The organism is Rhodovulum tesquicola, assembly GCF_024128855.1.
Classification (GTDB): Bacteria; Pseudomonadota; Alphaproteobacteria; order Rhodobacterales; family Rhodobacteraceae; genus Rhodovulum; species Rhodovulum tesquicola.
Map to the genome: position 1 here is coordinate 1 of NZ_JAMYDV010000014.1, position 16,390 is coordinate 16,390.

17 protein-coding genes and 2 pseudogenes are annotated in these 16,390 nt (G+C 63.7%); 10 read left to right on the forward strand and 9 right to left on the reverse strand.

The features are described from left to right. Positions 1–245: pseudogene (locus tag NHN26_RS12215) on the forward strand (IS66 family transposase); the annotation flags it as partial. A 117-nt stretch (positions 246–362) separates the two neighbouring features. Here the strand turns inward: NHN26_RS12215 and NHN26_RS17590 are convergent. After that, a pseudogene (locus tag NHN26_RS17590) lies at positions 363–695 on the reverse strand (ferredoxin reductase family protein); the annotation flags it as partial. Next, positions 640–963 (reverse strand): PepSY domain-containing protein, encoded by a 324-nt coding sequence (locus NHN26_RS12225; protein ID WP_253089693.1) that lies wholly within the window; start codon positions 961–963, stop codon positions 640–642. The gene NHN26_RS12225 and the pseudogene NHN26_RS17590, both read right to left, overlap by 56 nt. Before the next feature lie 144 nt (positions 964–1,107). Here NHN26_RS12225 and NHN26_RS12230 point away from each other — a divergent pair, with 144 nt between their 5' ends. Together NHN26_RS12230 and NHN26_RS12235 are read left to right on the forward strand one after the other, a co-directional pair. Then, positions 1,108–1,767, forward strand: coding sequence for a response regulator transcription factor (locus NHN26_RS12230; RefSeq protein ID WP_253089694.1), 660 nt, complete (start codon positions 1,108–1,110; stop codon positions 1,765–1,767). Next, positions 1,764–3,131 (forward strand): ATP-binding protein, encoded by a 1,368-nt coding sequence (locus NHN26_RS12235; protein WP_253089695.1) that lies wholly within the window; start codon positions 1,764–1,766, stop codon positions 3,129–3,131. Before NHN26_RS12230 ends, NHN26_RS12235 begins: the two co-directional genes overlap by 4 nt. A 34-nt stretch (positions 3,132–3,165) precedes the next feature. Here NHN26_RS12235 and NHN26_RS12240 read toward each other — a convergent pair whose 3' ends face one another. Beyond that, positions 3,166–3,525, reverse strand: coding sequence for a hypothetical protein (locus NHN26_RS12240; RefSeq protein WP_153749733.1), 360 nt, complete (start codon positions 3,523–3,525; stop codon positions 3,166–3,168). Between the two features lie 30 nt (positions 3,526–3,555). On the opposite strand from NHN26_RS12240, the gene NHN26_RS17500 reads away from it, so the two are divergent. The 6 genes from NHN26_RS17500 to corA all read left to right on the forward strand — a co-directional run bounded on the left by NHN26_RS17500 (position 3,556) and on the right by corA (position 9,423). Next, the gene (locus NHN26_RS17500) at positions 3,556–3,681 is read left to right on the forward strand and encodes a hypothetical protein (RefSeq protein ID WP_290442957.1); all 126 of its coding nucleotides are present in this window, start codon (positions 3,556–3,558) and stop codon (positions 3,679–3,681) included. A 16-nt stretch (positions 3,682–3,697) separates the two neighbouring features. Next, positions 3,698–4,084, forward strand: a complete 387-nt coding sequence (locus NHN26_RS12245; protein ID WP_153749732.1) for a DUF302 domain-containing protein — start codon at positions 3,698–3,700, stop codon at positions 4,082–4,084. A gap of 1 nt (position 4,085) precedes the next feature. Then, entirely contained in the window at positions 4,086–4,847 is a 762-nt protein-coding gene (locus NHN26_RS12250) for a TVP38/TMEM64 family protein (RefSeq protein WP_153749731.1), read from the forward strand. Next, positions 4,837–7,170 (forward strand): heavy metal translocating P-type ATPase, encoded by a 2,334-nt coding sequence (locus NHN26_RS12255; RefSeq protein ID WP_153749730.1) that lies wholly within the window; start codon positions 4,837–4,839, stop codon positions 7,168–7,170. The genes NHN26_RS12250 and NHN26_RS12255 overlap by 11 nt, the downstream gene beginning before the upstream one ends. A 67-nt stretch (positions 7,171–7,237) precedes the next feature. Then, the gene (locus tag NHN26_RS12260) at positions 7,238–8,239 is read left to right on the forward strand and encodes a DUF808 domain-containing protein (protein ID WP_253089696.1); all 1,002 of its coding nucleotides are present in this window, start codon (positions 7,238–7,240) and stop codon (positions 8,237–8,239) included. Positions 8,240–8,376: 137 nt separating this feature from the next. After that, entirely contained in the window at positions 8,377–9,423 is a 1,047-nt protein-coding gene (gene corA / locus NHN26_RS12265; protein ID WP_253089697.1) for a magnesium/cobalt transporter CorA, read from the forward strand. 148 nt (positions 9,424–9,571) lie between these two features. On the opposite strand, the gene NHN26_RS12270 is transcribed toward corA, so the two are convergent. Next, positions 9,572–9,808: a hypothetical protein gene (locus tag NHN26_RS12270; RefSeq protein WP_253089698.1), complete on the reverse strand. Its 237-nt coding sequence runs from the start codon at positions 9,806–9,808 to the stop codon at positions 9,572–9,574. A gap of 206 nt (positions 9,809–10,014) precedes the next feature. On the opposite strand from NHN26_RS12270, the gene NHN26_RS12275 reads away from it, so the two are divergent. Then, positions 10,015–10,746, forward strand: a complete 732-nt coding sequence (locus tag NHN26_RS12275; RefSeq protein ID WP_253089761.1) for a Crp/Fnr family transcriptional regulator — start codon at positions 10,015–10,017, stop codon at positions 10,744–10,746. Here the strand turns inward: NHN26_RS12275 and NHN26_RS12280 are convergent, their stop codons facing one another. From NHN26_RS12280 to NHN26_RS12300, 5 genes are all read right to left on the reverse strand, one after another. Continuing rightward, on the reverse strand, positions 10,747–11,520 hold the full coding sequence (locus NHN26_RS12280) for an SDR family NAD(P)-dependent oxidoreductase (protein WP_253089699.1): 774 nt from the start codon (positions 11,518–11,520) through the stop codon (positions 10,747–10,749). Positions 11,521–11,685: 165 nt separating this feature from the next. After that, positions 11,686–12,684 carry a carbamate kinase gene (arcC, locus tag NHN26_RS12285; protein WP_253089700.1) on the reverse strand — a complete coding sequence of 333 codons (999 nt, stop codon included), beginning with the start codon at positions 12,682–12,684 and terminating at the stop codon, positions 11,686–11,688. A gap of 1 nt (position 12,685) precedes the next feature. Continuing rightward, entirely contained in the window at positions 12,686–13,687 is a 1,002-nt protein-coding gene (argF, locus tag NHN26_RS12290; protein ID WP_253089701.1) for an ornithine carbamoyltransferase, read from the reverse strand. Between the two features lie 30 nt (positions 13,688–13,717). Further along, complete coding sequence (gene arcA / locus NHN26_RS12295; RefSeq protein WP_253089702.1) at positions 13,718–14,941, reverse strand: arginine deiminase; 1,224 nt, start codon at positions 14,939–14,941, stop codon at positions 13,718–13,720. Then, complete coding sequence (locus NHN26_RS12300) at positions 14,938–16,380, reverse strand: YfcC family protein (protein WP_253089703.1); 1,443 nt, start codon at positions 16,378–16,380, stop codon at positions 14,938–14,940. Before NHN26_RS12300 ends, arcA begins: the two co-directional genes overlap by 4 nt. Between the last annotated feature and the right edge of the window lie 10 nt (positions 16,381–16,390).

Sequence of the window (16,390 nt, forward strand, 5' to 3'; positions counted from 1 at the left end):
TCTCCGCCAAGTCCCGCCTCGGCGAAAAGCTCGCCTATATCCATAACCACTGGAACGGGTTGCAGACCTTCCTGACCGACGGCCGCGTCGAGATCGACTCCAACAATGTCGAAAATCTGGTTCGTCCGATTGCCCTGAATCGCAAGAATGCACTCTTCGCCGGTCATGACGAGGGCGGCAGAACCTGGGGCCGCATCGCCTCGCTGATCGAGACCTGCAAGATCAACGGCGTGGAGCCCTTCGCCTAGCTCCCCCAACCCGGTCTCGCGCACCGTCCGCTCGAAATCCGGCTCGATCTGCTGGTGCAGGATCATCAGGACCATCGCGGAGATACCCAGCCACTTGTGGACCCGGTACATGCGGTCGAGCCCACCGAACAACGGCTCCAGCAGACGCGGTCGTGCGGCAAGGATCAGGGTCTGGCTCATGGCGACCACCGCCGCGGCCCCGACGGCAATACCAATGGCTGCCTCCGAACCGTAGGACGCATACGTGGTGAAGCCGAGCAGCCCCGCCAGAACGCACATCAGGGCGACCAGAAAGGGGCCAGACAGGTTCAGAAGGTCGCCAACGGCTGTCGTCCAGGAAATTGACGACCGGATTGGCCCCAAGTTGACGTTCTTTGCGAGCTGCGCCGGATCAGTCATCGCTTCGCTGCTCCCGATCCCTGCGAGAGCGATCATCTTCGTCCTCATCGTCCTCGTATTCCAGCTCGATCACCTCCAGCGTGCCAGGATGAACCGTGACCTCGATACGGCGCCCCTCGGCATCCCGGCCGTCGATCTCGTAGCAGCCGTCATCGATCTTGATGCGGCGCACGGTCCAGCCGCTGTCTTCGGCGAGGCGCTGAACGGCATCCCTCGGCTGCCAGTCCGCCATGGGCACGAAGCAGTCGTCATCGGCAAGCGCTACCCCAGCCGGGAAGACCGCGAGAAAGCCGAGAATTGTCAATGTCTTCTTCATGGGGCAAACTCCTCGTGGCACGCCTCTTGATGCAACACATGCGCGGCGAAGCTGACGGGAGCCTGAAGCTCGGAACCCGGCGGTGTCAGCTTTGCGTCAGCCAGACAAGTCATGGAGGATCATCGGGAAAGGATCGGGACCAACATGCGCATCCTGCTGATCGAGGACGACACGGTTCTGGGCGCTGCCGTGCGCGACCAGATCGCAGGCGACGGTCAGTCGGTGGACTGGGTCACGCGGCTGGATGCGGCGGGAGATGCCATGGCCGGCGCCGCTTACGATCTCGTGCTGCTCGACCTGATGCTGCCCGATGGCCGCGGCATCGGCTTTCTCAAAACCCTGCGCGCGCGCGGCGACGTGACACCCGTGATCATCCTGACCGCGCTCGACCAGGTGTCGGACCGGATCGAAGGATTGAATGCCGGGGCCGACGACTACCTCGTGAAGCCGTTCGACCTGTCGGAACTGTCGGCGCGCATCGGCTCGGTCGCCCGGCGCTACACCGGCAATCCGAACCCGATCATCAGCCACGGCGCGCTGGAGATCGACCTTGCCGCGCGCAGCATTCGCCGTGACGGCAAACTGATCGCGCTGACGGCACGCGAATGGGCGCTGTTCGAGGCGCTCCTGTCCCGCCCCGGGCAGCTTCTGTCGAAGGCGCAGCTGGAAGAGAAACTCTACGCCTTCGACGCCGAGGTGGAGAGCAACACCATCGAGGTGCATGTCAGCCGCCTGCGCAAGAAGCTCGGCAGCGCCATCATCGAGACCGAGCGCGGTATGGGCTACCGCCTGGGCAAGCCATGAGGTGGCCCGCGAGCCTTCAGGCCCGGCTCGGATTGTTCCTTGGCATTCTGTTGACCGTGCTGTGGATCGCTGCCGCCTCTGTGACGGCTTTGATCCTGCGGGGTGAGATGGACGAGGTCTTCGATTCCGCGCTGCAGGAAACCGCGCAGCGCCTGTTGCCGCTGGCGGTCGTGGATGTCGTCGGGCGCGAGGACGATGGTGTAACGCAGCGTCTCGGCGCGATCCGCGAGCACGACGAGTTCTTCACCTACATCGTGCGTGACGCCGCTGGTCGTATCCTGCTGCAATCCCACGAGGCCGACGTGGCGGTTTTTCCGGAATATGACGGCCCGGGCTTCCGCCATACCGCAACCCACCGCCTCTACAACGAAGACGCGCTGCAGGGGACCGTCAGGATCACGGTCGCCGAACCCCTGGAGCACCGCGCCTCCGTCGCGCGCGAGATACAGATGGGTCTGGGTCTGCCCTTGCTGATCGTGGTGCCCCTGGCGTTGCTGTCCATCGTTTTCGCCGTCAAGGCGAGCCTCGCACCCCTTCGACGCTTCGGCGAACGGTTGGATGCGCGCAGTGCCCGCGACCTGTCACCCGTTCCGGACGGTGACATCCCGTCCGAAATCGCTCCTGTGGCAGCCACCCTCAACAGGCTGCTCGACCGGCTGAAGGCCGCCTTTGATGCCGAACGAAGCTTCGCCGCGAACGCCGCGCATGAGCTTCGCACACCCTTGGCCGGCGCCATCGCCCAAGTCCAGCGCCTGCAGTCGGAAACTGGCGACACGGCCGCCAGGGCGCGGGCGGCCGAGATCGAGGCCACTCTCAAGAGACTGACCCGGCTGTCCGAACGCCTGATGCAACTCGCGCGGGCCGAAGGCGGACAGCTTCGCCTGGATCGATGCTCCGATCTCAGGATCGTTGCACGGCTGGTAGTCGACGATGTCGCCCGAAATGGATCGCCTGGCCGCATCGCGTTGACGCTGCCGGAGGCACCGGTGATGTCGGACCTCGATCCCGACGCCTTCGGGATCCTGTGTCGAAACCTCGTGGAGAACGCTCTGCGACATGGCTCGGACGCCGCCCCGGTCGACGTGACCTTGACGCGGGATGGCCAGTTGATCGTCGCGAACGACGGGCCCGTCCTGCCACCTGAAACTCTGGACCGTCTCACAGCCCGCTTTGAGCGCGCGGGCGCAAGTGCAGATGGCAGCGGGCTGGGTCTCGCGATTGTTGCCGCCATTGCGGATCGCATCGAAAGCCCGCTGGTTCTGAGATCCCCGCGTCCCGGCGCTGCTTCGGGGTTTCAGGCGTCCATCAAATTGCCGGGAGACAATTCCAGTGCTTCGTCGCGGTCAAGCTTGTCCACACGCTGAACACCTGCGAACAGGCGAGGGCAGATCAGGCTCGTCACGCTGTTGTTGTTTTCCGGACGACCCAAGGGGATGATCTTGCGGCGTTCGGGGTGATGCTGAGCATGGGGTCGATCACCTCCTTGTCCATGTGGGCGAATGGCTTGCCCCTCATGTCGCGGCTCTTTGTCTGCCACTCGTCCTTCCGCTCATCCAGAACGGCGCCGATCAGGTGCGTGATGGAGGCCTCGTTCGGGATCGGGCCCCGAGCTGGATGCGGCATCGTCACCACATGCCACACTTCGCCACCAACGTGAAGCCCGAGGTCGCGGTCGTGGCTCGGGCCCAACACACCGGCCCCAAGAAGCACTGTGGCGTCCTGCCCCATGTTGTGGCGAGCTGCGATGAAACGGCGCATCCGAATTCTGAGGATCAGGGGGATGGGATGATGAACTGGAACGACATGGGCTCCGGAATGGGTTTCGGAATGGAATTTGGCTGGCTCTTCGGCCTGCTGATCCTTTTGCTGGTGGTTTTGGACATCGCGGCGCTCATCAAATATCTTCGGAAATGAGAGAAAGGACTTCTCAATGGCCTATACGATCAATCGAATGATCTCCGCGTCGAGTATCGACGACGTCGACGCACGCGCGCGCAAGGCGTTGGCTGACCATGGCTTCGGCGTCCTGACCGAGATCGACGTCAAGGCGACGATGAAGAAGAAGCTCGATGTCGAGATGCCCGCCTATCGCATACTCGGCGCTTGCAACCCGAAGATGGCGCATCAGGCCATCGGGATCGAACCGCGCGTGGGTGCGATGCTCCCCTGCAACGTCATCCTGCGCGAGGTGGGGGGCGGCGTGGAAGTCAGCGCCATCGATCCTGTGGCGTCGATGCAGGCCATCGAGAACGCCGAACTGACGGCCGTGGCGGGCGAGGTGCGCGACCTCCTGGCGAAGGCCGTCGCGGCGGTCTGAGATGAGGCTGCGCGCCACCATTCTCGCGGGCCTTGCGATCCTCGGCATCGGACTGCTCGCTGTCTGGCAGTTCGCGCCTTCGGCATTCGCCGAGGCGCACAGTCTTCTGGACGTCGAGCGTCTGGAAATGCTGGTGGCGCGCGCCGGTCTCTGGGGGCCGGTCCTGATAGTCACTCTCATGACCCTTGCAGTCGTAGCCAGCCCCATCCCGAGCGCGCCGATCGCACTGGTGGCCGGAACGGCCTACGGACATCTCTGGGGGACCGTGCAGGTCGTTATTTGCGCGGAGCTTGGGGCACTGATCGCCTTCGGTCTCGCACGGGTTCTGGGGCATGATGTCTTGCGGCGGGTGTTCGGCGACCACGTCGATGCCGGGCTTCTCGGCTCGCAGACCGGGTTGACGGCGACGGTTTTTTCCAGCCGCCTGAAGCCCTTCGAGTCCTTCGACATGATCAGCTATGCGGCCTGGCTTAGGCGACTGCACGCCTGGCGTTTCGCACTAGCGACGCTGGCGGGCATCATCCCAGCAAGCTTCCTGCTCGCCCAATTCGGTGGCGAAGCGGTCAGCGGAGACCTGGGACGCGCGACGTGGGCTGTGCTTGGCCTCGGCCTGGTCGCCGGATTGCCGCTGCTCTGGGTGGCGATGCAGGGAAGGCCCGAAGATGACGCGCATGACCGACGTTCAAAAGGGCTTGAGCTTCCAATGAGTCGAAGCCGCAAACTGAAACGCGATACTGAAAGGCTGGCAGACCATGGAGCATGATCATCATCACGCGGCGCCTGAAATTCCGGCGGGGACCGAGACGGCGATGGACCCGGTCTGCGGGATGACGGTCGCGGTCAAGACGGACGGGCGTCACGCCGCGTTCCAGGGCGAGACCTTTCATTTCTGCTCCGAGAAGTGCCAGACGAAGTTCAAGGCGGATCCGTGGTTCTACGCTTCCGGCCGGGCCGCGGGACAGAAGAAGGCCGCTCCGGCCAACGTCCAGTACACCTGCCCGATGCATCCGGAGATCGTTCGCGATGCACCGGGATCCTGCCCGATCTGCGGCATGGCGCTGGAGCCGATGGTCCCCTCGGACGAGCCGAGCGAGGAGTTGACCGACTTCACGCGGCGGATGTGGATCTCGGCGGCGGCTGCGGTGCCGCTCATCATCCTGACGATGGGTGAACTGGTCGCGCTGCCAGTGCGCGACTGGATCGGGCATCAGACCGCCAGCTATCTTGAATTCGTGCTTGCCACGCCAATCATCCTCTGGGCCGCCTTGCCCTTCTTCCGGCGCGGCTGGGACTCGATCGTGAACCGCAGCCCCAACATGTGGACGCTGATCAGCATCGGCGTGGCGGCGGCCTACCTTTACTCGCTCGTAGCCACGTTCCTGCCGGGTGTCTTTCCGGACCAATACCGGATGGGCCACGGCGTCGGCACCTATTTCGAGGCGGCCGTGGTGATCGTCACCTTGGTCTTCGTGGGCCAGGTGCTGGAACTGCGGGCACGCGAACGCACCGGGGATGCGATCCGCGCACTTCTGGACCTCGCGCCCAAGACCGCGCGGCGCATCCTGCCGGATGGCACGGAGTACGACGCGCCGCTCGAGAACGTCATGGAGGGGGACAGGCTGCGGGTGCGCCCCGGTGATGCGGTCCCGGTGGACGGGACTGTGATCGAGGGCCGCTCATCGCTCGATGAAAGCATGCTGACCGGCGAGTCGATGCCCGTCGAAAAGGGTCCGGGCGATGCGGTGACCGGGGCCACGATCAACAAGAACGGCTCTCTGGTGATCGAGGCGGGCAAGGTCGGGTCCGACACTGTGCTGGCGCAGATCGTGGCCATGGTGTCGAACGCGCGCCGGTCGCGCGCGCCGATCCAGGGTCTGGCCGACCGTGTTTCGGCGGTGTTCGTGCCGACGGTGGTCGCTATCGCCGTAATAGCCTTCGTCGTCTGGCTGACCGTCGGCCCCGAACCTGCGCTGGTCTTCGCCATAGCATCCGCCGTTTCGGTCCTCATCATTGCCTGTCCCTGTGCGCTCGGACTCGCGACGCCGATCTCCATCACCACGGCCGCGGGGCGCGGCGCGCAGGCGGGCGTGCTGATCAAGGACGCCGAGGCGCTGGAGCGCATGGCGGGTGTCGATACGCTGATCGTCGACAAGACCGGCACCCTGACCATGGGCAAGCCGAAGCTGACCGATACGGTTGCGCTCGGGGACGTCACCGAGACCGACCTGCTGTCGCTGGCCGCTGCCCTCGAGCGCGGTTCGGAGCACCCGCTGGCCGAAGCGATCGTCGAAGGGGCGGAGGCGCAGGGTGCGGCGCGTCTGGAAGCGACCGACTTCGAGGCCGTCACCGGCAAGGGCGTGCGTGGCAGTGTCGGGGGACGCGCGGTGGCGCTTGGAAATGCCGCGATGATGCGGGAGATGGGATTGGACACTGGCGCCGCAGAGGCAAAGGCCAACACTCTACGCGCCGAAGGGAAGACGGCGATGTTCATCGCGGTCGATGGTGCGCTTGCCGGCATCGTGGCGGTGGCCGACCCGATCAAGGACTCCACCGCGCAGGCCATCAGGGAACTTCATGCCCAAGGGCTGCGCGTGATCATGGCGACCGGCGACAACGAGCGCACGGCGCAGGCGGTGGCGGGCAAGCTTGGCATCGACGAGGTGCGCGCGGGCATCCTGCCCGAGGCGAAGAAGGACCTGATCGACCAGCTGCGCCGCGACGGCCACAAGATCGCGATGGCGGGCGATGGGGTGAACGACGCCCCGGCACTGGCCGCAGCCGATGTCGGCATCGCCATGGGCACCGGTGCGGATGTGGCGATGGAGAGCGCCGGCATCACCCTGCTGGGCGGCGACCTGATGGGAATCGTGCGAGCGCGCAAGCTGGCCCGCGCCACCCTGCGCAACATCAAGCAGAACCTGTTCTTTGCCTTCGCCTACAACGCTCTTGGCGTCCCCATCGCGGCCGGACTGCTGTATCCCGTCACCGGCCTTTTGCTCTCGCCGATGATCGCCGCGGCGGCCATGAGTCTGTCCTCCGTTTCAGTGATCACGAACGCGCTGCGGCTGCGGCGGATCGATCTGTGAAAGGGTTGGCGGCAGAATCCCGGAACGGTCTAACGGCTACCAGAGTGGGCAGGTTGGAGTATAGCGAATGAGCGGCCTGCTTTCACTGCTCGACGACATAGCCGCGCTTGCCAAGCTCGCGGCTGTTCATATTGACGATGTCGCGTCTCAGGCTTCGCGCGCAGGTGTGAAGATCGCCGGCTCGGTGATCGATGACGCCGCAAAGGCCGGCACAAAATCGCTCGGCGTCGTGATCGACGATGCCGCCGTTACGCCCAAGTACGTTCAGAACCTGCCCGCCGCGCGCGAGCTACCGATGGTCTGGAAGATCGCGCGCGGGTCGATCTTCAACAAGCTGGTCATCCTGCTGCCGGCGGCAATGCTGCTCTCGGCCTTCGCGCCCTGGCTTCTGACGCCCCTGCTGATGCTGGGTGGTACCTATCTGTGTTTCGAAGGGGCGGAGAAGATCCTGCATCTGATCCGCCCCGAGGCCGATCACGGACCCGCGCCCGAAACGCTTGACGCCGCGCACCTGGAGGCCGACCGTGTCGCGGGGGCGATCAAGACGGACTTCATACTCTCTGCCGAGATCATGACCATCGCGTTGGCGCAGATCACATCCGACAGCCTCTGGGTTACGGGATCGGCCCTCGCGGTAGTCGCCATCGGCATAACCATTCTCGTCTACGGCAGCGTCGCCATTCTGGTTAAAGCAGATGATTTCGGTCTGCGGTTGGCGCAGGTCGGGCGCTGGCCGGTCACACGCTCCCTTGGCGTGGGGATCGTGAAGGCGATGCCCTCCGTGCTGGCAGTGATATCCGCAATCGGCACGGCCGCGATGCTGTGGGTCGGAGGATCGATCGTGATCCATGGCCTGGACGTGCTGGGATGGGGCATGATCGGTCACCAAATCCATGATCTGGCGGCGGGTGCAGCGCGACTGGTTGGCATTGCAGGCGCCGTCGTGCAGTGGACAGTGACCGCCGGTCTGGACGGCCTCTTCGGACTTGCGCTCGGTCTCACAACGATCCCGCTCGTCAAGTACCTGGTGGCGCCCGCCGCCAGGTTAGTCTCGTCGTGGAGGAAGTGAGGCATGCTCCCCGGCACTACATCTCTGCCAAGGTCTGACCTGCAACTGAATCGAGACACGGCTTGAGCCACCCGAAACCGCATCGGAACAGACATCGCCGCCGGACCCCGCCGGGTGCCGCCCCCGGAACATTGACCGTGGCGCCGGAGGCCGTGCATCCGCAGATCCAGACGATTGCCTACGGTGCGGACAGCTTTGAAGAAACCGCGTCCGCGGTCCTCACCGACCTGGCCGCATCTGTGCATGCCCCGGCTGTCCGCTGGATCAATGTCGACGGGCTGGGAGACATCCCCACGCTTCAGCACATCGGCAAGGAATTCGGGCTTCATCCGCTGGCGCTCGAGGACATCGTGAACCTGCACCAGCGCCCCAAGGTCGAGGCCTATGACAGCTATCTCTTCATCGTCCTGCGCATGCCGGTGGCCTCTCCATCGACGGTGGACGTTTCACCGTCCAGACTGGAGACGGAGCAGGTCACCATGGCACTGGGGCGCGACTTCGTCGTGACGTTCCAGGAGCGCCCGGGAGACAGTTTCGACCCGGTGCGCCACCGGCTGCGCAATCCCGGCGGCCAGATCCGCCAGCGCGGCCCGGACTATCTGGCCTATGCGCTGATCGACGCCGCGATCGACGCGTTCTTTCCGATCCTTGAGGCGTATGGCGAGCAAGTCGAGGAACTGGAGGACGATGTCATTGCACAGCCCGGAAACCGGCAGATCGCCCGCATCCATGAACTGAAGCGGAACCTCTTGACGGCCCGACGCGCATTGTGGCCCCTGCGCGACATGGTCAATGCGCTGCTGCGCGAGGACTCACCCCTGATCGAGAAGCAGACCCTGATCTATCTGCGCGATTGCCACGACCACGCGATCCAGCTGATCGACATGATCGAGACCTATCGTGAAATATGCTCGGGCCTGGTCGACATCCATCTCTCCAGCGTCAGCAACCGGATGAACGAGGTGATGAAGGTGCTGACCATCATCGCCACGATCTTCATCCCGCTGACCTTCATCGTCGGCGTCTACGGCATGAACTTCGATCCCGAAGCAGGGCCATTGTCCATGCCGGAGCTCGGCTGGCGCTACGGCTATCCGGCGATCCTGATGCTCATGGCGATAATCGCGGCCGGGCTGCTGATCTGGTTTCGCAGCAAGGGCTGGATCGGTCGGGGGCGGGAGTGAGCGCGGATACGCCAGCTTCCATTCGACCCCGCCGACCTGGGATTCGGTTCATCGAACTGGCCGCCTTTATCCTGCGCTGCGTGTTTTTGACCTTTTCTGGCCTCTCCTGTTGCAGATGGACAGTGGGCTTCTATCGCTTCAATAGCCGTCACCTGCGACGGACCGAGTTTCCACCAGCAAGAATGCCGTTGATCAGGGCCGCGACTGCGGCGTGGACCTCGGTCTGTCCGTCATCACCCGTGTCATTCGCGTGCGCCGCGGCGGCATCGCGAAGGATTCCGACGATCTCGCGTTCCGGCAGGATGTTGCGGTCATTCAGTGCAAGCAGAAGCGACTCGCAGATCGCGAGCGCCGCACTTCCTGGCACGTCGGGGATGTGGGGCATTGGCTTGGCCTTCCGTGAACAGATGTCGGGTGTGAGACGCCCGTTGATCGGGATCAGTGCGCCAGTGTCGCAGATGTGTGGTAGCGTTGGCTGAGGCAGATCAGTTCGAACAGGTGTCCTGGCGCCTATGTGTCGTTTGCACAGACACAGTCCCATGTGCCCGCGTCCGTCCCTCCGGGACATCTGTCGTCAGAGGAGCGTTGGCATTGAGTGTCATTCACAGCCCATTCGCGCGTAAACTCGGTGCCTTTGTCGCCCTGTCCAACAAAGAGCAGTCGGCGCTTGACAGATTGCATGGTCGGCGAAAGGTCTTTCCCGCCGGCGTGGACATGGTGCATCAGGGGCAGACCGATCAGGCGGCCTATATCCTGGCATCGGGCTGGGTCTGTTCCTACAAGATCCTCGCGGATGGCACGCGACAGATCGTCGATTTCCAGATCCCCGGTGATTTCCTTGGCCTGCGGTCTGTGCTGTTCCGAACTTCGGACCACAACATTGAACCCGTGACGAAGGTCGAGGCTTCCGAAGTGCTGGTGCGCGATCTGCTGGAGACCTTCAACGAGACGCCCCGACTTGCCACCGCTGTGCTCTGGGCCGCGTCGCGTGATGAGGCCATGGTGGTCGAGCATCTGGTGAGCATCGGCCGTCGGGATGCGAAGGAGCGTACCGCGCATTTCCTTCTGGAACTGGGGGCGAGGCTGAAACTGGTTGGGCTGGGATCGACGTCGGGTTATGCCTGCCCGCTGTCGCAATACCTGCTGGCCGACACGTTGGGGCTGAGCGCGGTTCATGTGAATCGCGTACTGCGCGAATTGCGCGAGGACGGCCTTGTGACGTTCCAGCATGGTCAGGTCGAGATTCACGATCTGGACGGATTGGTGGCGCTTGCAGAGTTCGACAAGACCTATCTCGATCACGACGGACCATTGCTCAAGTGATCAGGCGGCCGTCATGCCGCCATCGACTGTATAGGCTGCTCCGTTGACATAGGCGGCATCGTCGGATGCAAGAAAAGCCACGACACCTGCGACTTCGTCCGGCGTCCCATAGCGCTTCATCGGAATCGTCGCCGCGAAACCGTCATGAACGGCGGCGGCTGCGCCGGGGCTGGCGCCTTCCTCGATCGAAGACATCATCCGGCTTTCGATCGGGCCGGGGTTGATGCAGTTCACGCGGATGCCCCTGGCCCCCCACTCGACCGCCGCCGCCCGCGTCAGGCCAAGAACCGCGTGCTTGCTGGCGACATAGGCACACAGGCCTGCAGATCCGGTCAGCCCGGCCACGCTGGAGGAATTGATGATGCTGCCGCGCCCAGCCTTGGCCATGATCGGGATAACCAGTTTCAGCCCGAGGAAGATGCCCGACACGTTGACGTCCATCACCTTGCGGAAGCCGTCAGTCGGGAAATCCGGGATGGGGGCGACCGGCCCTTCGATCCCTGCATTGTTGAAGAAGATGTCGATGGTGCCGAACCTCTCGACGGTCGCCGCTACGGCAGCACCGAACGCAGCCTCATCGGTCACATCGGCCTCAACGATCAGCAAGCGTTGCGCATCCGGGATTGCCGCGCGCAGTGGACCGAAATCCGCGCCCGCCATGTCAGTGGCGGCGATAGTCGCGCCTCGGTCTGCAAGCAACCTTGCGGCAGCCATCCCAAGAGCACCTGCGGCGCCGGTGACGAGAGCGATCTTGCCGGTCATGGAATGGGTCATCTTCTATCCTTCTGGGTCACCCACCGCCGCATCTGAGCGCAGGCATTGGACCGTCCACCCGATGCATCGGACGAGGGGGACAGGTGCATCGGGTGGGACGGGGTATCACCCTGCGGAGCCATCGGGGACGAGGCCTGCCGCAAGGTTGTAATCTACGATGAACCGTCAAGCATGGCCCCGCACTGATTCATGTTGGTGGTTCGCCAGCTTTACGGAGCTCTTTTCGCCGGGCAATCGATTTTCATCCGGCAGTTGTTCCATGCGCACTTGCGTGCCAGCGTGCCCTTCAACGATCCGGCGCGCGTCTTGCAGGCGGCCAATCCCGGCCATGGCACCGCCCGACCGCACGAAATCGCAGGCGGCGGTGATCTTTGGCCCCATTGAGCCTGCCGCGAAGCTCATGGCGTCGAGCGCATCCGGCGTGACCTGGCCGATGGCGGCCTGATGCTGCCCACCCCAGTCGCGATACACCGCTTCCACGTCGGTCAGCATCAAGAGGACATCGGCGTGCAGAGCCTGCGCCAGCAAGGCCGAAGTGCGATCCTTGTCGATCACCGCTTCGACGCCCTCCATCTTGCCATCTGCACCACGCACCACCGGGATGCCACCACCGCCCGCACAGATCACGCAGACACCGGCTTCGACCAGCAAACGGATCGGCCCGATGCCCAGAATGGCCACCGGCAGCGGGGATGGCACCACACGGCGCAACCCGCCCTTCGACTCTTCCACCATCGACCAGCGGTGTTCGGCGCGCACCAGTTTTGCCTCTTCCGCCGTGTAGACCGGGCCGATGGGTTTCGTGGGCTGGTCAAATGCGGGGTCTTGCGGGTCCACCTCCACCCGCGTCAGCAGCGTGGCGCAATCGGTGCCCTTCGGCAGGGCGTTCATCAGTTCCTGCTCGATCAGATAACCGATCATGCCTTCGGTCTCGGCGCCAAGGATATCCAGCGGCCAGGGGTTGTCCGGCGCATAGGCGGCAGAGCGCAGCGCCATCAGCCCGACCTGCGGGCCGTTGCCATGCGCCACGATGATCTGATGATCGCGCGCGAGATCGGCCAGAGCGGCCGCCGCGACGCGGACATTGGTATGCTGCGCCTCCGCGGTCATCGGCTCGCCGCGCTTCAACAGGGCATTGCCGCCCAGGGCAACCACGATCCGCATCTCAGGCGCCTATCGTGGCGACAAGAACCGCCTTGATAGAGTGCAGCCGGTTTTCCGCCTGATCGAACACGACGGATGCGGGGGATTCAAACACCTCGTCCGTCACCTCCATGCAGTCGATGCCATATGTCTGGAACATTACCTCGCCTGTCTTGGTGTCGCGGTTGTGGAAGGCAGGCAGGCAATGCAGGAACTTGGTGTGCGGGTTGCCGGACAGGTCCATCACGTCCCGCGTCACGGTATAGGGCGACAGCAATGCGATGCGTTCGGCCCAGACCTCTTCGGGCTCGCCCATCGACACCCAGACATCAGTGTAGATGTAGTCGCAGCCCTCCACCCCTTCGGCCAGTTTCTCGGTCCGGGTGAGCCGCGCGCCGCTGGTTTCCGCCAGTTTGTGACATTGATCGACCAATGCCTGATCGGGCCACAGGCTTTGCGGGCCGCACAGCCTGATATCCATACCGATCAAGGCCGCCCCAAACATTAGGGATGTTCCCATGTTGCTGCCGGTGTCGCCGATGAAACAGAACGAAATGTCGGACAGGTGCTTGTGGGTGTATTCGCGCATCGTCATCAGATCGGCAAGGATCTGCGTCGGGTGAAATTCGTCCGTCAGCCCGTTGTAGACGGGCACCCCGGCAAATTGCGCCAGCACTTCTGCATCCGCCTGGCCAAAGCCGCGATACTCGATGGCGTCGTAGAACCGGCCCAGAACCCGCGCCGTGTCCTTCATCGTCTCCTTGGTGCCGATATGGCTGCCCGAAGGTCCCAGATAGGTGACATGTGCGCCCTGATCGAAGGCGGCAACTTCGAACGCGCTGCGGGTCCGCGTGCTATCTTTCTCGAAGATAAGGGCGATATTCTTGCCCTTCAGAAGCTGTTTTTCGGTGCCTGTCGCCTTGGCCTCCTTCAGGCTGGCACCGAGGCGAAGGAGAAACCTCAACTCGTCGGGTGAGAAGTCCAACAGTTTCAGGAAACTGCGACCGTGCAGGTTTTGGGGCATGGGGTGGTCCTTTCACGAAAATTGCGCGCATCACACCGCATCGCGGACGAGCGGACAGGTCATGCAGTGCGACCCGCCGCGACCGCGCCCCAGTTCGGCGCCGGAAATGGTGATGACCTCGACCCCGGCCTTGCGCAGGAGCGTGTTGGAATGAGTGTTGCGCGCGTAGCCCACCACGACGCCGGGGCTGATGCACAGCAGGTTGTTGGCGTCGTCCCATTGTTCGCGCTGGCTTTCATAGGCATTGCCGCCAGTGGACACGGTTCGCAGTTTCTTCAGGCCCATTGCCTCGGCAACGACATCAAGGAATGGTGCCTTTTCTGCCGTAACCTCTACGCCGCCCTTTTCACCGGGCCGCAACGAGTAGGTCTGGATCGCATCGGTCACTTCGGCAAAGACCGTCACCAGATCGCGATCACAGAAAGTGAAGACGGTATCGAGATGCATCGAGGACCGGGCGCGCGGGAACTGGCAGGCGATCACCCGTTCCGCCCCGCCGCCGGCAAACAGCGCGCGCGCCAGTTGGCCGACCGCCTGCGGCGTGGTGCGCTCGCCCATGCCGACCAGCACGACCCCATTGCCAACTGGCATCACATCGCCGCCTTCGAGCGTGGCAAGGCCGTGATCCACCATCGGATCGCCATACCAGATCGGGAAACCGGCATTCTTGAAATCGGGGTGAAACCGGTAGATCGCGGCCAGGTTCAGCGTCTCCAGCCGGCGGGCGGGCCAGAACATCGGGTTGAGCGTCACTCCGCCGTAGATCCAGCAGGAACTGTCGCGCGTGAATATCTGGTTGGGCATCGGCTGCAGCAGGAAATCCTCGTCCCGCAGCATGGGGGCCACGACGCCCTTCATCGGAATGGGCAGTTCCGCCCGGCTCATTCCACCGATCAGGATATGGGTCAGCGCGTTGGCCGGCATCTCCATCAGACAGGCGTGCAGGTCGGCGGCCAGTCCCACGCCCACCGAATTGTCGTTGATCCGGGCATCCAGCAGCCAACGACGCGCCTCCGGGTTGGTGACGACCTCCTCCAGCAGTTCCCGCAGGAGAACCACCTCGACGCCGCGCTCGCGCAGCACATCGACGAACGCCATGTGGTCAATGCGGGCCTGCTTGACCCAGAGCACATCGTCGAACAGCAGACTTTCCGCATTGGCGGGCGTCAGCCGCGCCATTTCCGACCCGGGCCGGTGAACCATGACGCGGCGCAACTGGCCCGCCTCGGAATGAACGCCGTAAGTGAGTGTCATGCGGGGGCTCCAAACAGGACGGCGAGCGCGAGGGCGGCCATGACGATGACAGTGAGAACAAGAAGAAGCGGCCAGACAAAGCGCAGCCAGCGTTCATAGGGAACGCGGCCAATGGCCAACCCGCCCATGACCACGGCCGACGTGGGCGTGATCAGATTGACCATGCCGCTGGCGGTGGCGAAGGCGGTGACGACCAGTTCGCGCTTGACGCCCGCGAAATCAGCGACTGGGGCGAGAATGGGCATGGACAGCACGGCCAGCCCGGAGGTGGAAGGCACGAAGAACGACAGCCCGACCTGAACCCAGTAGATCACGAGGATAAAGGCGGTCTGCGACAGGCCGGCCACGCTGGTCTCCGCCGCGTGCAGGATAGTGTCGGTGATCATCCCGGCATCCATCACGACGACAATTCCGCGTGCGAGCCCGATGATCAGCGCGACCCCCAGCAGATCGCGCGCGCCGTTCACGAAAGCCTCCACCAGCTTGCCCTCACCCAGCCGGGCGACGATGCCGATCACGATTGCGGCGGCCAGAAACAGCCCGCTCATTTCCGCCATCCACCAGCCGCCGATGGACACGCCCCAGATCATCACGCCGAAGGTCAGCGCGAACAGGATCAGAACGATCTTGTGCAGCACGGTGAATCCGACGTTCTCTGACGGGGTCTCGGCAAGGAAATGCGCCTCGTTCGCTGCCTGTCTGTCATAGACCAGCGATTTCGTCGGATCGGCCCGAACCTTTGCCGCATAGCGCATCACGAAGGCCACCGTGACCCCCCAGCAAACCACCAGAATGATCAGCCGCAGCACCAGACCATCGGCGAAACTGATCCCCGCCGCATCGGAGGCGATGACGGTCGAGAAAGCGTTGACCGTTGATCCCAGGACGCCCACACCGGCCCCCAGCAGGATTACAGCCACCGCCGTCAGCGCGTCGTATTTTGCCGCGATCATCACCGGAATCAGCAGGACGTAGAAAGCCAGCGTTTCCTCGGCCATGCCATAGGTCGTGCCGCCAAGGGCAAATAGCGCCATCAGGATCGGGATCATCCAGTTCTCGCGCCCCTTAAGACGCACCATGGCCCGCGCAATCCCGGCATCGATGGCGCCTGTCCTCGTCACCACCCCGATGAACCCGCCGATGATCAGCACGAACAGCGACACGTCGATGGCACGGGCTACGTATTCGACGGGGTCATAGAAGCCCGCGATCGGGGCGAGGATGACGTCGAAAAAGCCCTGCGGGGCGGCGTCCGTGGGCGCATAGGTGCCCGCGACGGGCACATCCTTGCCAAGGGCCTCGGAGGCGACGCGCTCATACTGTCCTGCGGGGATGATCCAGGTCAGGACTGCGACCAGGACGATCAGCGCGAACAGAATGGTGAACGCCGACGGGAAGCGAAACCCCGATTTTATATCCGGTTCTTCAGTGGATGGCATGAGGCTGCTC

Coding starts and splice junctions, on each gene's coding strand:
- NHN26_RS12225 (WP_253089693.1), bottom strand. CDS start 963: ATGAAGAAGACATTGACAATTCTCGGCTTTCTCGCGGTCTTCCCGGCT.
- NHN26_RS12230 (WP_253089694.1), top strand. CDS start 1,108: ATGCGCATCCTGCTGATCGAGGACGACACGGTTCTGGGCGCTGCCGTG.
- NHN26_RS12235 (WP_253089695.1), top strand. CDS start 1,764: ATGAGGTGGCCCGCGAGCCTTCAGGCCCGGCTCGGATTGTTCCTTGGC.
- NHN26_RS12240 (WP_153749733.1), bottom strand. CDS start 3,525: ATGCGCCGTTTCATCGCAGCTCGCCACAACATGGGGCAGGACGCCACA.
- NHN26_RS17500 (WP_290442957.1), top strand. CDS start 3,556: ATGAACTGGAACGACATGGGCTCCGGAATGGGTTTCGGAATGGAATTT.
- NHN26_RS12245 (WP_153749732.1), top strand. CDS start 3,698: ATGGCCTATACGATCAATCGAATGATCTCCGCGTCGAGTATCGACGAC.
- NHN26_RS12250 (WP_153749731.1), top strand. CDS start 4,086: ATGAGGCTGCGCGCCACCATTCTCGCGGGCCTTGCGATCCTCGGCATC.
- NHN26_RS12255 (WP_153749730.1), top strand. CDS start 4,837: ATGGAGCATGATCATCATCACGCGGCGCCTGAAATTCCGGCGGGGACC.
- NHN26_RS12260 (WP_253089696.1), top strand. CDS start 7,238: ATGAGCGGCCTGCTTTCACTGCTCGACGACATAGCCGCGCTTGCCAAG.
- NHN26_RS12270 (WP_253089698.1), bottom strand. CDS start 9,808: ATGCCCCACATCCCCGACGTGCCAGGAAGTGCGGCGCTCGCGATCTGC.
- NHN26_RS12280 (WP_253089699.1), bottom strand. CDS start 11,520: ATGACCCATTCCATGACCGGCAAGATCGCTCTCGTCACCGGCGCCGCA.
- arcC (WP_253089700.1), bottom strand. CDS start 12,684: ATGCGGATCGTGGTTGCCCTGGGCGGCAATGCCCTGTTGAAGCGCGGC.
- argF (WP_253089701.1), bottom strand. CDS start 13,687: ATGCCCCAAAACCTGCACGGTCGCAGTTTCCTGAAACTGTTGGACTTC.
- arcA (WP_253089702.1), bottom strand. CDS start 14,941: ATGACACTCACTTACGGCGTTCATTCCGAGGCGGGCCAGTTGCGCCGC.
- NHN26_RS12300 (WP_253089703.1), bottom strand. CDS start 16,380: ATGCCATCCACTGAAGAACCGGATATAAAATCGGGGTTTCGCTTCCCG.